Here is a 20,371-nt window from a genome sequence, read left to right as displayed (position 1 = left end):
TTTCCGAGCTTCCGGGCTCCGAGAAAGGAAACACCCCATGAGCACCACCAGAGGCATCTACCGCGGCGCCGCGTTCGGTCTGATCGCCGCGCTCTCGCTCACCGCCTGCGGCAGCGGTGACGACGACAGCAGCAGCAATCCGCTGACGGGCGACAGCGCCGGCAGCGGCAGCGGGAAGTCCATCGTCGTCGGTTCGGCGAACTTCCCCGAGAACCAGCTGCTCGGCGAGATCTACGCCCAGGCACTGGAGGCCAAGGGCCTGAAGGTGACCCGGAAGTTCGACATCGGCGCCCGCGAGGTCTACTACGACCAGGTCGTCAAGGGCGGCATCGGTGTCTTCCCGGAGTACAACGGCGCCCTGCTGTCGGTTGCGGTCGACAAGAACAGCACCGCGACCAGCACCGAGCAGGTCAACGCCGAGCTGAAGGCGAAGCTCCCCTCCACGGTGGAGATCCTCGACTCCGCCGCGGCCGAGGACAAGGACTCGGTGACCGTCACCTCCGAGACCGCAGCCAAGTACAACCTGAAGACCCTCGCCGACCTCAAGCCGGTCGCCAAGGACATGACGATCGGGGCCGGTTCCGAGTTCAAGACCCGCACCCAGGGCGGGGTCGGCCTGAAGACGGTCTACGGTGTCGAGTTCGGCAAGTTCCAGCCGCTGGACGCGGGCGCCCAGACCACCCTGGTGAAGCTGCTCAAGTCGAACGACGTGCAGGCCGCCAACCTCTACACCACCGACCCCGCCATCGTCGAGGACAAGCTGGTGGTCCTGGAGGACCCGAAGAACCTCTTCTCCTCGCAGAACGTCACGCCCCTGGTCTACAAGTCGGCGGTCGACGACACGGCCAAGGCGGCGCTCAACGCCCTCTCGGCGAAGCTCACCACCGAGGACCTGCTGGAGATGATGAAGAAGCTCGTCAACGACAAGGAGGACTCCAGCGCCGTCGCCAAGGAGTGGCTGACGAGCACCGGTCTCGTGAGCTGACCCGGTTCGGCCGCGCACACCGTCCGCCCTCTCTCCCGCCCGGCACGGCGGGCAGGGGAGAGGGGACCGAACACGACCGCCCCGGGGAGCAGATGAGTGACGGCGCCGGCACCGACGCGACCGCCCGGGCCGGCTCCTCCGCACGGCTGAACCAGCTCTTCGAGGGGCGTCGGCTCACCCCGACACAGCGCCGCATCGCGCACTGCCTGGTCCGGCGGGCGGCGGACGTGCCCTTCCTGTCGAGCGGGGAGCCGGCCCACCTGGCAGGTGCCAGCCAGCCGTCGGTGACCCGGTTCGCGGTCGCCCTCGGCTTCGACGGGTATCCGGTGCTGCACAGACATCTGCGGGAGGTCGTCCCCGCCGGTACGGAGGCGGAGGAGCAGTCGACCAACCCGTACCAGAACGTGAGCGCTCCGATGCTGCTGGGGCAGGTTCTGCTGGAGGCCATGTGCGACGCCCTGCCGGACGCGCAGGCCCATTCGGAGGAGTTCGACGCGCGGGCGGCGGCGCGAGGGCTGTTCGTCGAGTGAACGCCCCAGCCCCAAGCACCGTTCACCGAGAGAGAGTTCGCACCGTATGACACCGCGCATCGTCGACTCCTGCCCGCTCGGCGCCGCCACCACCCTCGCCGAACTCGCCGACGACCCGCATCCGCGGCTCGCGCTGCTGCGCGCCCACGAACCCGTCTCCTGGCTGCCGGAGTTGAACGGCTGGCTGGTGACCCGGCGCGATCTCGCCCTGGCCGTGATGCGGGACGCCGCGACCTTCACCGTCGACGACCCCCGCTTCTCCACCGCCCAGGTCGTCGGCCCCAGCATGCTCTCCCTCGACGGCGACCAGCACACCCGCCACCGTGAACCCTTCAACGTCCCCTTCCGCCCGAGGGCGGTACGCGAGGGCTTCACCGCCTGCATCGAACGCGAGACCGACCGGCTCATCACCGCCCTCCCGCCGACCGGCGCCGCCGACCTGCGACGCGCCTTCGCCGGCCCCCTCGCGGTCGCCGTCGTGACCGAGGCGCTCGGCCTCACCGGCACCACCGCGGACACGGTGCTCGCCTGGTACGACGCCATCGTGCGGTCGGTCTCCGACATCACCGCCGGACACGCGGCGGACCCCGCCGGCACCGCTGCCTACGCGCGGCTGAGGGCCGCCGTGGAAGCCACCGTCGCCGACCTGGACAACGCCTCGCTGCTCGTCGCCGCCGCCGGACGGCTGACCGTGCCCGAGGTGGCGTCCAATGTCGCCGTCCTGATGTTCGGGGGCATCGAGACCACCGAGGCGATGATCACCAACGCGCTGCTGCACCTGTTCCGGTATCCCAGCCAACTCGCCCTCGTCCGGGACGACTTCGACTTCCTGGACGGCGCGATCGAGGAGTCGCTGCGCCTCGAACCCGGCGCCGCGGTGGTGGACCGCTACGCCACCCGGGACACCGTCCTCGGCCCGGCTGCGATCCGCCGCGGCGACCTGGTCACCGTCTCTCTGACCGGCGCCAACCGCGACCCCGCTGTCTTCCCCGACCCCGACCGGTTCGACGTCCGCCGCGAGAACGCCCGCCTCCAACTGGCCTTCGCTCACGGCCCCCACCACTGCCTCGCCGCGCACCTCGCCCGCCTGGAGACCCGCATCGCCCTGCACCGCCTCCTCGAACGCCTGCCCGGCCTGCGCCTCGACCCGGACCACCCCGACACTGTGCGGGGCCTGGTTTTCCGCAAGCCGTCGGCTCTGCACGTGCTGTGGGGCGTTCCCGCCTGACGAGGGGGGGTCCGGAGTTCAGTGAGCGGGGGAGTGGCCGGGCGAGCCATCAGGATCAAACAGAGTCCGACAAGATTCTTGCTTCGGCTGTGTTCGAAGTCCTAGGGTGAGCCTGGCTCGGCAGCTCCCACTGTCACCAGCAGTTGTGTGCTGACTCAATATCAACTCCTGCACCGCCCCGGTGGGTTGAGCCGTCACCGGTGACCAAAGCGCTGCCGGATTCCGGGTCGATTGTCAACAGTAACGAACACGATCTGACGCACCCTCGGTCCGTGCAGCGCACTGTCGTACCGAGGAAGGCCACGGTCATGCCGCACCCCCACGAGTCCTTCGCCGATCGGCCGGCCCGCGCCCAGCAGGCCGTCAGCCGCCGCCGTCTTCTGGAGGGCGGAGCCGCCGTTCTCGGCGCGCTCGCCCTGTCCGGACCGGCGGGCGCCCACCGCGCCGCCGCTGCGGACGCGTCGGACGCCACCCCCGAGTGGAACGGCCACATCGACGTCTTCCGCGTCGGCACCGAACCCGCGCACACCACGCTGATGCCGTACGCGACCCTCGCCCAGGCCCTCGCTGCCGACCGCACCCGCTCCCCGTACCGGCAGAGCCTCGACGGCACCTGGAAGTTCGCGTACGTCGACCGACCCGACGACCGGGACACCGACTTCTACCGCACCGACCTCGACGACCGAGCCTGGGACACCATCCCCGTCCCCTCCGCCTGGCAGCTGCACGGGTACGACAGCCCGATCTACATCAACAGCGACTACCCCTGGTGGGGCGCCAACGGCCGGGGTGAGGACGTGCAGCCGCCGGCCGCCCCGACCGTCCACAACCCCGTGGGCCAGTACCGCCGCACCTTCACCCTCCCGCGCGACTGGTCGGGACGCCGTACGTTCCTGCACTTCGAGGGCGTCAAGTCGGCCCACTACGTATGGATCAACGGGACGCTGGTCGGTTACCACGAGGACTCCTACGACCCCTCCGAGTACGACATCACCCCGCACCTGAAGCCGGGTACCAACCAGATAGCCGTGGAGGTCTACCGCTACTCCGACGGCGACTGGCTGGAGGACCAGGACATGATCAGGCTGAGCGGCATCTTCCGCTCGGTGTACCTGTACTCGACGCCCGCCGTACGGCTGCGTGACTTCCGGCTCGACACCCCGCTCAGCGACGACTACTCGGCGGCCGAACTGTCGGTCACCGCGAACGTCCGGGACTACGGCGGCAAGGGCGCCGGTCAGTACTCGGTCGAGACCCAGCTGTACGACGCGGGCGGGCACCCGGTCTGGTCGCGTCCGCTCCAGCAGAGCGTCGCGCTCGGCGCCGGTGAGGAGAAGTCCGCAACTGCCGCGAAGGCCGTGCCCGCGCCGCGCCTGTGGTCGGCCGAACACCCGAACCTCTACACCGCCGTGCTCCGCCTGCGCGATCCGGCCGGCCGAGTGATCGAGACCCTCTCCCACCGGGTCGGCCTGCGCGAGTTCGCCCTCAAGGGCAGCCTGATGCGCATCAACGGCAAGCCGGTCTCCTTCCGGGGCACCAACCGCCACGAGATGCACCCCGTCCACGGCTCCGCCCTCACCCGCGCGGACATGGTCCAGGACATCGGCATCATCAAACGGCTCAACATCAACACCGTCCGCACCTCGCACTACCCGAACAACCCGCTGTGGCTGGAACTCGCCGACGAGTACGGCCTGTACCTCGTGGACGAGACCAACCTCGAAACCCACGGCGTCCGGGGCGAGTACCCCGGCAACCACTCCGAGTGGACCACGGCGTGCGTGGCCCGCGCACAGAACATGGTCCACCGCGACAAGAACCACGCCTCCGTCGTCATCTGGTCGCTCGGCAACGAGGCGGGCGGCGGCAGCACGTTCAACGCCATGTACGACTGGATCCGCTCCTACGACACCACCCGTGTCATCCAGTACGAGGGCGACGACCGTCCCGGGATCAGCGACATCCGCTCCGAGATGTACGACAGCCCCGCCCGCGTCGAGCAACGCGCGAAGGACACCAACGACACCCGGCCGTACGTGATGATCGAGTACTCCCACGGCATGGGCAACTCCAACGGGAACTTCAAGAAGTACTGGGATCTCGTCCGCCGCTACCCCGTCCTCCAGGGCGGCTGGATCTGGGACTTCGTCGACCAGGCCCTCGCCTGGCCCACCCCGACGCGCAAGCTGCTCACCGAGACCGGGCCCGCCGCGCTCCAGGGTGAGATCATCGCCCCCGCCGGCACCTTCACCCGCGACCAGGGCGTCTCCGGCGGCACTGTCTTCGCCCGCGACGAGCGCCTCGACCTCACCGGGTCCCTGACGCTGGAGGCGTGGATCACCCCGCACTTCCTCGGCTACCACCAGCCCGTCATCGCCAAGGGCGACACCCAGTACGCCCTGAAGCAGTCGGACAGCGGCCTGGAGTTCTTCATCTACGGCGGCGGCCAGTGGATCAGCGCGTGGTGGGCGCTGCCCGACGACTGGACCGGCAAGGAGCACCACATCGCCGGTGTCTTCGACGCGAGCACGGGCACACTCACCCTCCACGTCGACGGCGTGGCGCGGGCCACCAGGACCACCACCCAGCGGCCCAGCAACAACACCGCGTCCCTCGCGCTGGCCACCGACATCGACAACCCCACCCGGGAGTTCAGCGGCACCATCCGGCGTGCCCGCGTCTACGCCCGCGCGCTGAGCGCCACCGAGCTGGCCTCCGAGAGCCGTGGCCCCGGTGACGACGGCGTACGGTTCTGGTTCGACGCCGCCACCGTCGGAGTCACCGAGAAGCGGCCCCGCGACAAGACGTTCTACGCCTACGGCGGCGACTGGGGCGACAACCCCAACGACGGTGCCTTCGCCGGGGACGGCATCATCACCGCCGACCGCAGGCTGACCGGCAAGTCCGCCGAGGTCAAGCGGATCTACCAGGCGGTGCAGATCACCTCGGGCGCGACGCCGGGCACGGTCACCCTCACCAACGAGTACCTCTTCACCAACCTCCGTGAATTCGACGCACGTTGGGAACTGGTCGCCGACGGAAGAGTGGTCCGGCGCGGAAAGCTGACCCGTGCCCAGCTGGACGTGCCGCCCCTGTCCGCCAAGGCCATCACCGTGCCCTTCGAGCTGCCGGACGATCCGAAGCCGGGCGCGGAGTACTTCCTCCAGCTGTCCTTCACCACCAGGGAGAGCACGAAGTGGGCCAAGGCCGGCTTCGAGGTGGCCCGGCAGCAACTCGCCCTCGACGCGGGCAGCCCCGCCGTCACACCCTCGCCGCTGACCAGCGTCCCGGCGCTCCGTCACGAGGACGGCGACGCGTCGGTCACCGTCAAGGGCAAGGGCTTCTCGGTCACCGTCGACAAGAAGACCGGAGCCATCACCTCGTACAAGGCGGGCGGCGCCCAGCTGATCGAGTCCGGGCCCACCCCGAACTTCTGGCGGGCCCCCACCGACAACGACCGGGGCAACGGCCAGCACACCCGCAACCAGACCTGGCGCGACGCGGGCACCCGGCGTTCGGTGACCGGCGTGAGCGTCCGCGCCCTGCGGGACCGGGCCGTCGAGATCAAGGTCGCCGGCACCCTGCCGACGACGCCGGCATCGACGTACACCACCACCTACACCGTCTTCGGCAACGGTGAGATCAGGGTCGACAACACCCTGCACCCGGGGGCGAGTTCACTGCCGTACATCCCGGAGGTCGGCAATCTGCTCCTGCTGCCCGGCCGCCTGGACAGGCTGCACTACTACGGGCGCGGTCCCGAGGAGAACCACTGGGACCGCAACAACTCCACCGACGTGGGCCTGTACTCCGGCACCGTCGACGGGCAGTGGAGCGGTTACCTGCGCCCGCAGGAGAACGGCAACAAGAGCGACGTCCGCTGGATCGCCCTCACCGACCGCAAGGGCTCCGGCCTGCTGGTCTCCGCCGAACCGCTCCTGGAGGTCAACGCCTCGCACTTCACCCCGGAGGATCTGTCCGTCGGGGCCCGCCACGACTACCAACTCACCCCGCGCGACGAGGTCGTCCTGCGGCTGAGCCACCGCCAGATGGGTGTCGGCGGCGACAACAGCTGGGGCGCGCACACCCACGACGAGTACAAGTTGTTCGCGAACCGCGACTACTCGTACAGCTACCGGCTGCGTCCCCTGACGGACGTCGACGAGGCGATGGCGGCCTCGCGGCGGCCCACGGCGGGGGAGTCCGCCGGATAGCGGCGGGAGCGTGGTTCCGGGGGCGTCACCCTTCGTCGGGGGTGGCGCCCTCGCCCAGTTCGTCGGCCAGACAGGCGAGGTACAGGGCCATGGTGGTCCGGTGTTCGCGCAGCGGGCGGCCGGTGAGCTGCTCGATCTTGTGCATCCGGTAGACGACGGTGTTGCGGTGGATGTGCAGGGCGGCGGACGTCCGGACGAGGTTGAACCCGCTCTCGCACCAGGCGGTGATCGTGTCGCGCAGCACCGGCCAGTCCGGCTGGGCCCGCAGGGTCGCGGCGGTCAGTTCGACGAGGCGCCGGCGGGCGGGCTGGTTGACCGCCGCCAGGACCTGATGGACGCGCAATTCGGCGATCAGGTGCACCCGGGAGCCTCCCGTCACCCGGGCGCCGAGACGCAGGGCGTCCCGGGCGTCCTGCCAGGAGTCGCGCAGACCGGCGACGGAGACCGCCGGTTCACCGATCCCCGCACGGGCGGTGAGACCGTCCTGCGCGGCGATGACGTCAGTGATCCGCCGGCAGTCGGCGACCAGGGAAGCCGCCTCGGCCCGAGCGGGAAGGCGACGCAGTACGCCGATCCAGCCGGGAGCCGTGGAGGCGACGATGTCCTGCGGGTCGGCGAAGACCTCACGGACGGTGCGGAGCAACTCGGAGCGGATCAGCGCCATGTCGCGGGTCGGAGCGCCCTGACGTCGGGGCCCCGCGTCGGGCACGCTCACCTCGATCGCCACCGCGACCCGCTGGAGCCGTAGGTCGAAGCCCAGTTCGGCGGCCCGGAACACCAGGAAGTCACCCTCCACGACCCGGGGGTCGTACGAGGCGATGTCGGCGAGGAGAGTCTCCGCGGCCCGCTCGGCGAGCAGCCGGGAGCGCAGCATCACGGACTCCCTGAGCAGGATCTCCGTCTGGCGCTTCACCAGCAGGCCGAAACGGCGCACCTGGGCGGGAGTTCCGGTGATGCCGACCGTGCCCACCGCCCGCCCGCTCGTGACCAGCGGCAACGTCACGCCGGGGCGTACTCCGCGGAGTTGGTGGGCCTGCGAAGCGTTGTGCGTGGCGGGTTCCTGGGTGCGGATCACCTCGACCGACGCCTCGTGGAAGGTGCCGACTCGGCTGCTGTCGCCGCTGCCGATGACCATGCCGTCCGCGTCTGTGATCAGCACGTTGAAGCCGATGACGGCGGAGGTGTCCCCGGCGATCTCCTGCGCGAGTGACGGGCTCAGCATGCTTGATCCTCCCGCCGACGACTGGACGCAACGTACAGGAGAACGATCGAATCCAGCCACAACCTCGTACGGAGTGACCGGTGACGCACGGTGTCCGCCGTCCCTAGCGTATGGGCCTCACCACCTCCCGCCGGAGGCACGACGCGGTGAAACGGCGGGCTCCTCCAACTCCACCAGCTCCTCGGCACCGGTACGGAAGGCCCAAGCCCATGACCCGTATACGCCCACTCGCCGCCGCCCTCTCCACGGCACTCCTCATGCTGACGGCCGCCGCCTGCGGCTCGGACGGCGACGACGCCCCGACGAACGTGTCCGCGAAGACCGCCGCTCTGGGCACGCTCACCCCCGGTGTCATCAAGGTGGCCGTCCAGCCGTACGCCCCCTACACCACCGTCCAGGGCGACAGGATCGTCGGCCTGGACGGCGACATCCTCACCTATGTGGCCGAAAAGCTCGGCCTGGAGATCAAGCCCCAGGTGACCGACTTCGCAGGGATGCTCGCCGGAGTGCAGTCCCGCCGCGTGGACATCACCATCGGCGGCGTCGCCTGGTCTGCCGACCGGCAGAAACAGGGCCTGTTCACCGACCCGCCCTACTACTCGCCCCCGGCGATGGCCGTCCGCGACGGCAGGACGTACAAGACGGTCGACGACCTGAAGGGCCTCCAACTCGGCACCGTCGAGGGCTACGTATGGGTCAAGTCGATCCAGTCCGTCCCGGACGCCAAGCTGCACGCCTACCCCGACGCCAACGGAGTCTTCGACGACCTCGGCGCCGGCCGCGTCGACGTCGGGTTCCTCGACCCGCTGATCATCATCGCGGCACAGAAGGAACGCCCCGACCTGAAGATCAGCACCCAGTACCTGACCCCGCCGACCGCCGCCGCGGTCAAGGCCAAGCCCGACTACCAGTACTTCCAGCCCTACCAGACCGGCTTCTACCTCCCCAAGAAGGCCACCAAGTTGGAACAGGCGATCTCCGCGCAGATCGACGCCATGTACACCAACGGCGAGCTGGCGAAACTCGTGAAGAAGTACGGCGGCGATCCCGAGCAGTTCCTCAAGCCGGCCGCCGAGGTCGCCACCGCACGCCGGGGAGTGGACCGGCCCCAGGACTGGACCCCGCCGTCCATCGCGCATTGAGGGGCTGACATGTCCGACCTCTTCCAAGTCCCCTGGTCCGACTACCGGCCGGACCTGCTCGACGCCCTCTGGCGCACCCTCTCCTACACGGTGGTGAGCTTCGTCGGGGCCGTGCTGCTGGGCCTGGCCGTGGCGTTGCTGCGGCTGAGCAGGGCATGGCCGGCGCGTGCCGTCGCCGCCGTCTACACCGAACTGTTCAAGAACATCCCCCTGCTGGCCATCATCTTCCTCAGCTACTTCGGCCTGGCCTCGGCGGGCATTCGGCTCGACGTCTTCACCGCCGGCTGTCTGAGCCTCGTCGTCTTCTACGCCGCCTACCTCTCCGAGATCTTCCGCTCCGCGATCAGCGGCGTGCACGCCGGACAGACCGAGGCGGGGCAGGCACTCGGCCTCGGCCGGGTGGGCATCTTCGGCCACATCGTCCTGCCGCAGGCCGTACGGCAGGCGCTGCCCGGTACCAACACCATGCTCGTCGACCTGCTGAAATCCACCTCGCTGCTCGTCACCGTCTCCGCCGCCGAGCTGATGTCCGAGGGACGGCTCATCACCTCGTCCACCTTCCGCGCCCTGGAGGTGTACCTGGTCATCTCGGCCATCTACTTCGCCCTCTGCTACCCCCTCTCCCAACTGCTCCTCCTCCTGGAACGCAGGGTGCGGGCGGGCGTTCCCCTCTCCCCGTGGCGCCGTCGACGCCTACGGGCGGCGCGCGCCCTGCTAGCCCAGGACGCGCTGCCGGACAGGGCCGTGGGCGCCGACGTGAAGGCAGGTGCCGTATGACCGAGTCGCTCGCCGCAGAGCCAGCCACCCCTCCCGTACTGCCCGAGGCGGTGGTACGGATCGACGGACTGCGTAAGTCCTTCGACGGACGGGTGGTCCTCGACGACGTCCACCTCACCATCGGCCGGGGACGCATCGTCAGCGTCATCGGCCAGAGCGGCGGCGGGAAAACCACCCTGATGCGCTGCGTCAACCTGCTGGAACAGCCCGACCGGGGAACGATCGAGGTCGCCGGAGAGGTGGTGCACCAGGACGGCCGCACGGTCTGCCGCGACCTGCCCCGCCTTCGCCGCACCGTCGGCATGGTCTTCCAGCGCTTCAACCTCTTCCCGCACCTCACCGCCGTGGAGAACGTCGTTCTGGCCCAACGCAGGGCAGGTACAACGGAGTCGGAGGCACTGGAGCGCGCCGTCGCGCTGCTGCGCCGGGTCGGCGTCGCCCACCGTGCGCTCGCCCTGCCCGACCAGCTCTCCGGCGGCGAGCAGCAACGCGTCGCCATCGCACGGGCGTTGGCCCTCAGACCCGAACTGCTGCTCTTCGACGAACCCACTTCCTCCCTGGACCCCGAGGCCACCCGGGAGGTGCTGAGCGTGATGCGCGAACTCGCCGCGGACGGAATGACGATGATGCTGGTCACCCATGAACTGCCGTTCGCACGTGAGGTGTCCGACCACGTCGTCTTCGTCGACGGCGGCCGGATCGTCGAGGAGGGGACTCCGGAGGCCGTCCTGGGCGCACCTGTGCAGACCCGCACCCGGGAGTTCCTCGCGTCGTACGGATCCACGTCATGACGGGCGTGCCGGACAGCCCCGTCGCCGTCGTGGGAGGCGGTGTCGTGGGGCTGTGCACCGCCTACTACCTGGCCGCGGCCGGCCTCCCGGTCGTGGTCGTCGAACGGCGCGGCCTCGCCTCCGGCGTGTCCCGGGGCAACGCGGGCTGGATCTGCCTGAGCCACTCGACGCCCGTCCCGTCCCCGGGTGTACTGCGCTACGCCCTGCGTTCCCTCGGACGGCCCGACTCGCCGCTCTATCTACGGCCGCTGCCCGACCCGGCGTTCGTACGGTGGCTGTGGCGGTTCTGGCGCAGCAGCACACCTGCCGCGTTCCGGCGCGGCTACGCGGCGATCGCCGAGCTGAACCGGCCCACCTTCGACCTTTTCGACGGACTGCGCGAGGCAGGGGTGGCCACGACCCTGACCCGGCCCGGCATGGTGCACGCGTTCCTGTCCCCGGCCGAGGCCCGCCACCACCTCGCGGTCCAGCGGGAGATGGCGGACGGCCACTATCCGATGCCCGACGACATCACCACGGGCACCGACGCGCATCTGCTCGACGGAGCGCTGTCGCCCCGAGTGCGCGCGGCCTACCTCGTTGAGGGCGAGGGGGTGGTAGATCCAGAGGCGTTCTCCCGCGCCCTCGGCGAGGCGCTCGCCGCAGCCGGAGTGAAGGTCCACGAGAACGCGGAGGTGACGGGATTCCGGACCGGGGGAGGGCAGGTCACCGCGCTGACCACGGACCAGGGCGACATCCCCTGCTCGACGGTCGTCATCGCGGCCGGCATGCGCTCGCCGGACCTGCTGCGCACCCTGGGACACCGGCTGCCGCTCCAGGCGGGCAAGGGCTACAGCTTCTCCGTCGACCTGGACCCGGCACCCCGGCACACCCTCTACTTCGGCGAACGCAGGGCCGTCGCCTCACCGATCGGCGGCACCACGCGGATCGGGGGCACCATGGAGCTGAGCGGCAACAACAACCGGCTCGACTGGCGGAGAATCGTGGCCGTGGCCCTGGCCAGCCGCCACTACCTGGGCCCCTGGTTCGACGACCCGGACGACCTGGTGAGCCTGATTCGCGAACCCTGGGTGGGCGGGCGGCCGTTCCTCCCCGACGGACTCCCGGTGATCGACCGCCTCCCGGGCTACGACAACGCCTACGCTGCCACCGGCCACGGCATGCTCGGCGTCACCCTGGGCCCCGCCACCGGGCACCACCTCGCCGAGTACATCCGCACCGGCGACCGGCCCGACGCCCTCGCGCCGTTCCGCTTCGACCGGCTCCGCCACTGAGCCTCCACTGAAGGGCGGCGCACACGTCACGCGGCCTCGTCGAGGGGGCGGCGCCGGAAGTCGTCGGCCGGGTCCGGCGCCATGCCTGGTCGACCTCGCCGATGCGGCGGACGGTAACGGGCCGGGAACGGGTGAACCGGTCGACTTCGGCCGGGACGAGGCGGCGGACGTGTCGCGGGAGCGGCTCGCGGCTGCGGCGTCGAGTTCGGTGGCGGCTCCGAAACCGAGGGAGCTCCGGCGCTCCGCGACGCTGAGAGAGCATTGGTGTCGACACCGCGGGGCGCTGCCACACCTCGCGGAAGCGTTGCCGGGCCAACTCTCTTGCCACCTCCGGGTCTTCGAGGAGGCACGGGGTACGGGAGACGGACGAGGCCGGGTGGCATCCGTACGGTGTCTCCATCGAGGCCGACGAGACCGAGCGCGTGGCCGGGACCGGCGTCCCGCAGGAACCCGGCCACCTCGTCGGCAGGTCCGGTGACGCCGAAGTTGCGCCGGTCGGGCTGCCAGGCCGGGTCGGGTCACGCCGGGGCCAGGACGGCGAGGGGCACTGGAAGCGAGCGCACCATGCGCCCTCTCCACGCCGGCCGGCCGTGTTGCGGCACACCAACTTCCCGGCGCCCAGGCCGATTTCTCAGCTCAGGCTGGACGTGAACGGGCCGCCAGAACGGCGATGTCGTCCTCGGCGGGAGCGTCCGCGAGCTGAGCCAGGACGTCGTCGAGGATGACGTCCAGGGAGGCCTGCGGCGACAGCCGGAGCCGGGTGAGGCGACGCAGCGAAACGTCTATGTCCTCACCGCGCCGCTCCACCAGCCCGTCCGTGTAGAGCAGGAGCACGCCGCCCGGGACCGTCGGGCGGGTGAGCGTCGTATAGCTGCCGAATCCGGTGCCCAGGGGCGGGCCGACCGGGATCTCGACGAGGCCGACCGTGCCGTCCGGGGAGAGGAAGGCGGGCGGGAGATGGCCGGCGTTCGCGTAGGACACCGTCTGCCGGACGGGATCCTCCAGGGCCAGCAGACAGGTGGCGACCCGGTCGAACCCGGAGTCGGCGACCGTGCGGTCGGCGTGCGTGAGCAGCAGGTGCGGGGCGAGGCCCGCCATGGCCAGGGCGCGCAGCGCGGAGCGGTAGTGGCTCATCGCGACGGCGGCCTCGACTCCGTGCCCCATGACGTCCCCGATGACCAGCAGATTCCGGCCGTCGGGCAGGGGAAGGGAGTCGAACCAGTCGCCTCCGATGAGGGCCACGTCGTCGGCGGGCAGATAACGGAACGCGGTCGGCGCCCGCGGGTTGGGCGGCGCGCCGGCGTCGGTGAGCAGCGCGTGCTGGAGCTCCAGGGCCATGCTGTGCTCGCGGGTGTGCAGGGCGGCGCGTTCCAGGGCGCGGGCGGCCCGGTGTGCGAGTTCCAGGGCCACCGAGACGTCGTCGCCAGTGAAGCCCTGGGAGTTGAACGCGCGCACGAGCGACAGGGTGCCCAGCGGGCGCCTGCCCGCGATCAGGGGCAGGACGAGGACCGAGTGGACGCCGATGTTCTGGTAGGACGTGGACCGTTCTGTGCGCACCGCGCCGGACTGCCAGTCCTGCTCGGAGATGCCGTTGCACAGCCAGGGGAGGCCGGCGTCCAGGCAGGCGCGGATCTCCGTGCCCGGCGGATAGTCCAGGGTGTCGCCGAGACCGGCCAGGGCGAGCACCGCGTCCTTGATGCCGGGCACCGCCGCGAGGGCCGCCCGGCGCAGTCGCAGCACTCCCGGAGGCGGTCGGTGCGAGCCGGCCTTCACCTCGAGGTTCAGCTCGACACCGGCCGCGTCCGCCAGGTCCGGCACCATGAACTGGGCCAGCTCGGCGCAGGTCGCCTTCACGTCCGAGGTGGTGCCGATGCGTGCGGTCGCGGTGTCCAGCAGTGTCATCCGGCGGTGCGCGCGCTCCAGCTCGTCGACGTGCTGCTGCGGGGCGCTGATCTCCAGAAAGATCCCGGCGAGGCCGAGTACCCGGCCGTCCTCGTAGTGAAGCCGGTGATAGGTGGCGTGCCAGGCGCGGCGGGTGAAGGGCATGTCCGCGCGCGTGTGCCCTGTTCCCACGAGCTCACGGGGCTGCCCGTCGTGCAGCACCTGCCGCAGCACGCTCTCGGGCCGCTCCACCTCGGGCGACGCCTCGGCCAGGGTCCGCCCCAGGAGCTCCGCCGCCGACAGGCCGCTGATCCGGACCATGTGCGGGTTGACGTACAGAAAGCGCAGTTCCGTGTCGAGGACGACCACCCCGGCGGCCGTGCCCTCGATCAGCCGGCGCAGCACGCCGTACTCCTCGACCAGCCGCGGCAGGTCCCCGGCGGTCGGCCCGGCGAGCAGCGCCTCGACGTCCCCGAAGAGCAGCGGCCGGAAAGCGTCCATGACCACCGCACCTCTCATCTCTCCTCGGCACAGCGCTTGCCGCACGGCAGAGACAATGATCGGCGACACGGGGGTCGCGCGCATGTCGGGAGCCGGCTGCGCCTACCTGCTCTGGTTCTCGCGCTTTTCCTGCTGTTCCTGGTGCAGTTCCTTGATGCGCGCCGTTTCCTTGCGGACGTCGACCTGTACGGAGCGCTCGTGCCGGAGCCACTCGGGGGCTTCCTGCTTCAGGGCGTCGATCTGCTCGGTGGTGAGGGCCTCGGTGACCCCGCCGCGGGCGAGCCCGGCGATGGAGACGCCCAGCTTCGACGCGACCACCGGGCGGGGGTGCGGACCGTCGCGGCGCAGGTCGAGCAGCCAGGCGGGCGGGTCGGCCTGCAACGCGGTCAGCTCGGCACGCGTGACGACACCCTCCTGGAACTCTGCGGGGGTGGCCTCGAGGTACACACCCAGCTTCTTCGCCGCGGTCGCGGGCTTCATGGTCTGGGAGGTCTGCTGCGTCGTCATGGTGTCAAGGGTATCGAGCGTATGAACCAGCGCCGACCACGCCGAACCGGGCGGGCAGCGGTGGCAGGGCGGGAGCGCGACGGGCGGAGCACGGAAGGTAGCCTGGCGCGGTGACTGGCTCGGAAGATTCCCCCGCGTTCCGGCTCGCGTACGTCCCGGGAGTGATCCCCGCCAAGTGGGTGCGGATCTGGAACGAGCGGCGAACCGACGTCCCCCTGACCCTGCTCCAGGTGTCCACCGCCGAGGTGGGCGGCCTGATGCTCGCCGGCGACGCCGACGCGGCCCTCGTGCGCCTGCCGGTCGACCGTACGGTGCTCAGTGCGATCCCCCTCTACACCGAGACCTCGGTGGTCGTGGTCCCCAAGGACCATGTCGTGTCCGCCGTCGAGGAGGTGTCCGCCGAGGACCTCGCCGACGACATCGTGCTGCACCCCCTCGACGACGCCCTCGACTGGGAGACCCTCCCCGGCCGCCCCGCGCTCGAACGCCCCGCGACCACCGAGGACGCCATCGAGCTGGTCGCGGCCGGGATCGGGGTCCTCGTCGTCCCCCAGTCACTGGCCCGACTCCACCACCGCAAGGACCTCACCTACCGCCCGGTCACGGACGCGCCCGAGTCCCAGGTCGCGCTGTCCTGGCCGGAGGACCGCACGACCGACCTGGTCGAGGACTTCATCGGCATCGTGCGGGGCCGCACCGTCAACAGTTCGCGCGGACGCCGGGAGGAGCCGAAGGCGGAGCAGCCGAAGCCCAAGAAGCGCTCCGGCACGGAGGGCACGGCACGCAAGCCCGCCGCGGGCAGGTCAACGGGCCGGGGCGCCCGCAGCGGCGGTTCCGGCAAGACTGGCGGCACCCGCCAGGGCAAACCCCGCCGCAAGTCGTAGCGCTCCCCGGGATGCCAGAGGCCGGGCGTGGGCGCGGAGCGCGGGATCAGCCGGTGGGCGTACGGCCGGTCGACCGGCCGATCGACTCGACCAGGGGGAGCAGCCGGTGCGGGACCCGCTCACGCAGGGCGACTTCCGTGCGGGTGCGGACCACACCCGGCACGCTGATCAGTGCCTGGATGACGTCCTCCAGGTGAGCGTTGTCGCGGGCCACGACCCGTGCGAGGAGGTCACCGCCGCCTGCGATGGAGAACGCCTCGACGATCTCCGGCACGGCCGCCAGCGCGTCCCCGACCTCGTCGAGATGGCCCTGGGTGACCTCGATGTGCACGAACGCGAGCACGGGATGGCCGAGCGCTGCGGGAGACAGCGACGGACCCGTGCCGGTGATCACACCGTCCCGTTCGAGGCGGTCCAGGCGGGCCTGCAGGGTGCCGCGCGCGACGCCCAGGACACGGGCGTACTCGCGGACGCTGGTGCGCGGCTGCTCCAGCAGCAGCCGCAGAATCCGGGTGTCCAGCTCGTCCACGGCCATGGGATCCGGCCTCCTCGTAGATGGTCCGTTGGCGCGGCGGTGGACGCCGAGGGACCGATATGTCTGTGCCAATGGCTCAGCCTATGCGACCCCACTTGAGCCAGTAGTGGCAGCGATGCTCCAATGATCGCGTCGATGGCGCTGCGGACTCCGCGGCGCCTTTTCCATGCCGAATCCAGTGGGGCGGGACAGCAGTGCTGAAGAGGGTGTTCATAGCGCCGGACCCGGGCCGAGCCCGGCTGCGGTTCGCCGCGCGGGCCGTGCTCGGCATCGGTCTGGCCGTCACCGTCTGCGGCTTCGCCGGGCACTCGCTCAGCGGGGCCGTGACCGGCGGACTCGCCGCGATGCTCGCCCTGTTCACGGTCACCGACACCACGGTGCGCGGGCAGGCCGTCACCACCGCGCTGCTGCCCGCCGTCGGCCTCCCCGTCCTCGCCGTCGCGGCCGGGCTGCACGACCGCCCGGTCGCCCGCGGGCTCGCGCTCCTCACCGTCGTCGGCGCGGGCGTGTACGCCCGACGCTGGGGCCCGCGCGGCCACAGCCTGGGCGTCTTCGCGTTCATGACCTTCTTCGTCGCCCAGTTCCTGCACACGGGACCGGAGCAACTGCCCGAGCTGTACGGCGCCGTCCTCCTGTCCCTGCTCACCGCCTCGGCGGTGCGCTTCGGACTGTGGTGCTACGAACGCCGTACGCCCCCGCCGCCGGCCCCCGTTGCGCCGGCCGGCGAACGCGGCCTGGCCCGCGCCACCACACGTCAGGCCGTCCAGGCGACAGCCGCCGCCGGCTTCGCCCTGGTCGTGGGACAGCTGGTGTCCGGGGACCGCTGGTACTGGGCCGTCGGCGCCACCTGGTGGATCTTCGTGAACACCACCTCGCGTGGCGAGACCCTGGTCCGCGGCTTCCGCCGGATCCTCGGCACGGTGCTCGGCATCGCCCTCGGCCTCGCTGTCGCCGTTCCGGTGGCGGGCGCGGTCGTCCCCACCGCCGTGCTCGTCGCCGTATGCGTGTTCGGCATCTTCTACTCGGCCGCCGTGTCGTACACGTGGATGATGCTCTCGGTCACCCTGCTCGCCGAGCTCCTGTACGGGCTTCTGGGCGTCCTCGACCCGGCCCTGCTCGGCGTGCGGCTCGCGGAGACCGGTGTCGGCGCCCTGGGCGCCCTGCTGGCCGTGGCCCTGGTGCTGCCGATCACCACGCACGCCACCACCGACGCCTGGATCCGGCGAGCCCTGCGTTGCGTCCACGCCTGCACCGCCGAGGCCACCGCCCGGCTCGCGGGTGCGCCGGGCGCCGACCCGGCACCGCGCGTGGCCGAACTGGAGCTGCTGCTGGGGCGTGTCCGGCTCTCGGTCGCGCCGCTCGTGCATCCGCTCAACCCCGTGCGCGCCCGTAAGCGCCGAGCCGGCCGGGTACTGGCGCTCCTCGACGACTGCGCCCGTGAGATCCGCGGTCTGGCCGCCGTGGCCGCCGACCCGGAGGCCTCCCACGACGCCCGGCTCGCCGCCGCCTGCCGACGTGTGGAATCAGCGGTGGAGGCGCTCACGGAGGGCCGCGCGGACACCGGCACCGCCCCTGCGGACCGGTCCCACGCCACCGAGCCCGCCCTCGCCCACCTGCACGGCCTTGAACGGGCCCTGGCCGAGCTGGCCGCTCCGCTGCGTCGCCATGCCGCTTCACCGCTGGTCGAGGCCTGAGGTTCTCTCGTCCACACCCGGCCATTTGGTCTAGACCGATGGGGTACGGTCGCCCCGACCGATCAGGAGACCGAGAAGGGGCGGCAATGGGGCGACGACGAGCGTTCATCGGTTCGTTCACGGCGGCGGGGGGCCCGGGTGTCCTGGTCGCCGCCGTGGACGACGACAGCGGCGCGCTGACCGTGCTCGGCGCGGCGGACGACGTACCCGACCCCTCGTATCTGGCCCTCGCCGCCGACGGGCACACGCTCTACGCGGTCAGCGAGACGGCCGAGGGCGCCGTGGCCGCCTACAGGGTGAGCGGCGACACGCCCGAACTCGCCGGGCCGGCCGTGCCGGTCGGCGGCAGCGGGCCCACGCATCTGGGCCTCTTCGCCGGACATGTGCTGACCGCCAACTACGGCTCCGGCAGCGTCACCGCGGTGCCCGTCCGCGCCGACGGCACCCTCGTCGGTGTCGCGTCCGACGTACGCCGGCACACCGGCTCGGGCCCGCACCCGCAGCGTCAGCGCGAGCCGCACGCCCACCAGGTGCAGCCCGACCCGAGTGGCCGATGGGCTGTCGCGGTCGACCTCGGCACGGACTCCGTCCACGTGTACGCGCTGCGCGACGGCCGCCTCGTACCGCACCGCGAGAGCGCCCTGCGTCCCGGTTCCGGACCGCGTCACCTGGCCTTCCATCCGGTCGGCTCGTACGCGTACCTGCTGAACGAACTCGCCCCGACCGTCACCGTCTGCCGCTGGGACGCCGCCGAGGGGCTCCTGACGCCCCTGCGCGAGACACCGGTGCTGGAGGGGGCCCCGGACGGCGACGCCTACCCGTCGGGCATCGTCGTCTCGCCCGACGGCCGCTTCGTGTGGACGGCGACCCGCGGCCAGGACGTCGTGTCCGTGCTCGCCGTCGACGACGCAGGAGCCGCCCTGCGGCTGGTGGGCACGGTGGCGTGCGGCGGCCACTGGCCCCGCGAGCTGGCCGCCTCGGGCGGATTCCTGTACGCCGCGAACGAGCGTTCCGGGGACGTCACCTGGTTCGCCCTCGACCCCGACAGCGGCGTTCCCCGTCGCGTCGGCTCGATCGCGGTCCCGGCGGTGTCCTGTGTGATCTTCGGCTGAGCGACCGCCCCTGGGCCCGGACACGCCGAGGGCCCGCTCCCGGAAAGGAGCGGGCCCTTCGGCGTACCAGGTTCCGGCCGTCGTACTTCGCCGTACGGGGGTGCTGTCCGGGTCAGCGGACCGGGGCGCCCTGCGGCTGCTGCGGGGCGATGCCCAGTGCCGTCGTGTACTTGGCCAGCGTCAGCTTGCCGATGGCCGGGTAGGGGCCGAGCGCGTCGGAGGAGGCACAGCCCGCCTCCTGGGCCGCGGCCTCCAGCAGACCGGCCTCGATCTCCGGGCCGATCAGATACGGGGCCAGCGCGAGGTTCTGCGAGCCCGAGGCGCGCAGCTGCTCGGCGATGGCCGCGATCGAGCCTTCCTGGTCCAGGGCCGCCGCCATCACCGGCACGGCGAGGCGCGCTGCGAGCAGCATGCCCGTGATCCCGGCCGCCTGCACGGCCTCCTCGCCGCCCACGGAGGCCAGGACGATGCCGTCCGCGGCGGTCGCGACGGTGAACAGGCGGGCCCGGTCGGCGCGCGCGAGGCCCGCCTCGGACAGCCGTACGTGCAGTCCCTCGGCGAGCAGCGGGTGCGGGCCGAGGACGTCGGTCAGGTCGGCCGCGATACGGCTCTCCATGACGGCCTGCCGGATCTGGCGCAGCAGCGCGTTGTCCGGACCGGCGAGCAGCGGCACGACGACCGCCACGGGGCCCTCGGGCTGCTTGACGTCCGCACCGGCGGCGAGGGCCTGCTCGTAGCGGGCGGTGCGCTCCTGCGCGGTGTGCGTGAGCACGAACTGGAGCGTGGGGAACTCCGCGTCGTCACCGTCGAGGTATCCGATGCGGGCGTCGAGGCCGGGGAGCTCGGAGCGGGCGATGCTCACGACCTCCTCGGCGAGGCTCCGCGTGGCGGCGCTGGGCGCGCCCGGCACCGCGAGGACGAGCGCGGGCGCACCCTCGGGAGCCGCCAGCGGCTCGGGGCGGCGGTGCCGGCCCGGCTGGCGGGGGCGCGGCATTCGTACTGGCAGGCCGGCGGGCCCAGTGGGGGAGCTCATGGCGCCGCATGTTACTGGCTTATTGGGCTCCCCTGTTCGGGGAGGGGGCAGGTGAGCGGTA

At 71.4% G+C, this 20,371-nt stretch carries 16 protein-coding genes and 1 pseudogene; 11 read left to right on the top strand and 6 right to left on the bottom strand.

Annotation, left to right across the window (positions count from 1 at the left end; translation table 11 throughout):
* The first annotated feature begins 37 nt into the window (after positions 1–37).
* From G3I56_RS22000 to G3I56_RS21985, 4 genes are all read left to right on the top strand, one after another.
* Positions 38–985: an ABC transporter substrate-binding protein gene (locus G3I56_RS22000; protein ID WP_203690389.1), complete on the top strand. Its 948-nt coding sequence runs from the start codon at positions 38–40 to the stop codon at positions 983–985.
* A 92-nt stretch (positions 986–1,077) separates the two neighbouring features.
* Positions 1,078–1,515 carry a MurR/RpiR family transcriptional regulator gene (locus G3I56_RS21995; RefSeq protein WP_164411500.1) on the top strand — a complete coding sequence of 146 codons (438 nt, stop codon included), beginning with the start codon at positions 1,078–1,080 and terminating at the stop codon, positions 1,513–1,515.
* 46 nt (positions 1,516–1,561) lie between these two features.
* Complete coding sequence (locus G3I56_RS21990; RefSeq protein WP_164411498.1) at positions 1,562–2,743, top strand: cytochrome P450; 1,182 nt, start codon at positions 1,562–1,564, stop codon at positions 2,741–2,743.
* Between the two features lie 308 nt (positions 2,744–3,051).
* A complete protein-coding gene (locus G3I56_RS21985) occupies positions 3,052–6,957 on the top strand; it encodes a glycoside hydrolase family 2 TIM barrel-domain containing protein (protein WP_164411658.1) in 3,906 nt (1,301 codons plus the stop codon).
* A gap of 25 nt (positions 6,958–6,982) precedes the next feature.
* Here the strand turns inward: G3I56_RS21985 and G3I56_RS21980 are convergent, their stop codons facing one another.
* Positions 6,983–8,179, bottom strand: a complete 1,197-nt coding sequence (locus G3I56_RS21980) for a sugar diacid recognition domain-containing protein (protein WP_164411496.1) — start codon at positions 8,177–8,179, stop codon at positions 6,983–6,985.
* Between the two features lie 209 nt (positions 8,180–8,388).
* On the opposite strand from G3I56_RS21980, the gene G3I56_RS21975 reads away from it, so the two are divergent.
* From G3I56_RS21975 to G3I56_RS21960, 4 genes are read left to right on the top strand one after another with little or no spacing between them, the layout of a single operon-like run.
* Positions 8,389–9,321, top strand: a complete 933-nt coding sequence (locus tag G3I56_RS21975) for a transporter substrate-binding domain-containing protein (protein ID WP_164411494.1) — start codon at positions 8,389–8,391, stop codon at positions 9,319–9,321.
* A gap of 9 nt (positions 9,322–9,330) precedes the next feature.
* Positions 9,331–10,098: an amino acid ABC transporter permease gene (locus G3I56_RS21970; RefSeq protein WP_164411492.1), complete on the top strand. Its 768-nt coding sequence runs from the start codon at positions 9,331–9,333 to the stop codon at positions 10,096–10,098.
* Complete coding sequence (locus tag G3I56_RS21965; protein ID WP_164411490.1) at positions 10,095–10,889, top strand: amino acid ABC transporter ATP-binding protein; 795 nt, start codon at positions 10,095–10,097, stop codon at positions 10,887–10,889. The genes G3I56_RS21970 and G3I56_RS21965 overlap by 4 nt, the downstream gene beginning before the upstream one ends.
* Complete coding sequence (locus G3I56_RS21960; protein ID WP_164411488.1) at positions 10,886–12,163, top strand: FAD-dependent oxidoreductase; 1,278 nt, start codon at positions 10,886–10,888, stop codon at positions 12,161–12,163. The genes G3I56_RS21965 and G3I56_RS21960 overlap by 4 nt, the downstream gene beginning before the upstream one ends.
* 310 nt (positions 12,164–12,473) lie before the next feature.
* Here G3I56_RS21960 and G3I56_RS43990 read toward each other — a convergent pair.
* The 3 genes and pseudogenes from G3I56_RS43990 to G3I56_RS21950 all read right to left on the bottom strand — a co-directional run.
* Positions 12,474–12,791, bottom strand: a pseudogene (locus G3I56_RS43990) (hypothetical protein); the annotation flags it as partial.
* Positions 12,792–12,799: 8 nt separating this feature from the next.
* Positions 12,800–14,545 (bottom strand): SpoIIE family protein phosphatase, encoded by a 1,746-nt coding sequence (locus G3I56_RS21955; protein ID WP_164411486.1) that lies wholly within the window; start codon positions 14,543–14,545, stop codon positions 12,800–12,802.
* Between the two features lie 102 nt (positions 14,546–14,647).
* Entirely contained in the window at positions 14,648–15,052 is a 405-nt protein-coding gene (locus tag G3I56_RS21950) for a DUF5997 family protein (RefSeq protein WP_164411484.1), read from the bottom strand.
* A 110-nt stretch (positions 15,053–15,162) separates the two neighbouring features.
* Between G3I56_RS21950 and G3I56_RS21945 the strand changes: the two genes are divergently transcribed.
* Positions 15,163–15,936, top strand: coding sequence for a LysR substrate-binding domain-containing protein (locus tag G3I56_RS21945; protein WP_164411482.1), 774 nt, complete (start codon positions 15,163–15,165; stop codon positions 15,934–15,936).
* Between the two features lie 46 nt (positions 15,937–15,982).
* On the opposite strand, the gene G3I56_RS21940 is transcribed toward G3I56_RS21945, so the two are convergent.
* A complete protein-coding gene (locus tag G3I56_RS21940) occupies positions 15,983–16,471 on the bottom strand; it encodes an Lrp/AsnC family transcriptional regulator (protein ID WP_164411480.1) in 489 nt (162 codons plus the stop codon).
* 194 nt (positions 16,472–16,665) lie between these two features.
* Between G3I56_RS21940 and G3I56_RS21935 the strand changes: the two genes are divergently transcribed.
* Both G3I56_RS21935 and G3I56_RS21930 read left to right on the top strand, forming a co-directional pair.
* Positions 16,666–18,165, top strand: a complete 1,500-nt coding sequence (locus tag G3I56_RS21935) for an FUSC family protein (RefSeq protein ID WP_164411478.1) — start codon at positions 16,666–16,668, stop codon at positions 18,163–18,165.
* An 86-nt stretch (positions 18,166–18,251) separates the two neighbouring features.
* A complete protein-coding gene (locus G3I56_RS21930; RefSeq protein ID WP_203690386.1) occupies positions 18,252–19,277 on the top strand; it encodes a lactonase family protein in 1,026 nt (341 codons plus the stop codon).
* A 112-nt stretch (positions 19,278–19,389) separates the two neighbouring features.
* Here the strand turns inward: G3I56_RS21930 and G3I56_RS21925 are convergent, their stop codons facing one another.
* Positions 19,390–20,310: a hypothetical protein gene (locus G3I56_RS21925; RefSeq protein WP_203690384.1), complete on the bottom strand. Its 921-nt coding sequence runs from the start codon at positions 20,308–20,310 to the stop codon at positions 19,390–19,392.
* Positions 20,311–20,371 lie beyond the last annotated feature (61 nt).

This window comes from Streptomyces sp. SID12488 (genome assembly GCF_010548275.1).
In the GTDB taxonomy this organism is placed as follows: Bacteria; Actinomycetota; Actinomycetes; order Streptomycetales; family Streptomycetaceae; genus Streptomyces.
Note: the sequence above shows the minus strand (reverse complement) of the source record. Positions and strands in the feature narration are given on the sequence as shown.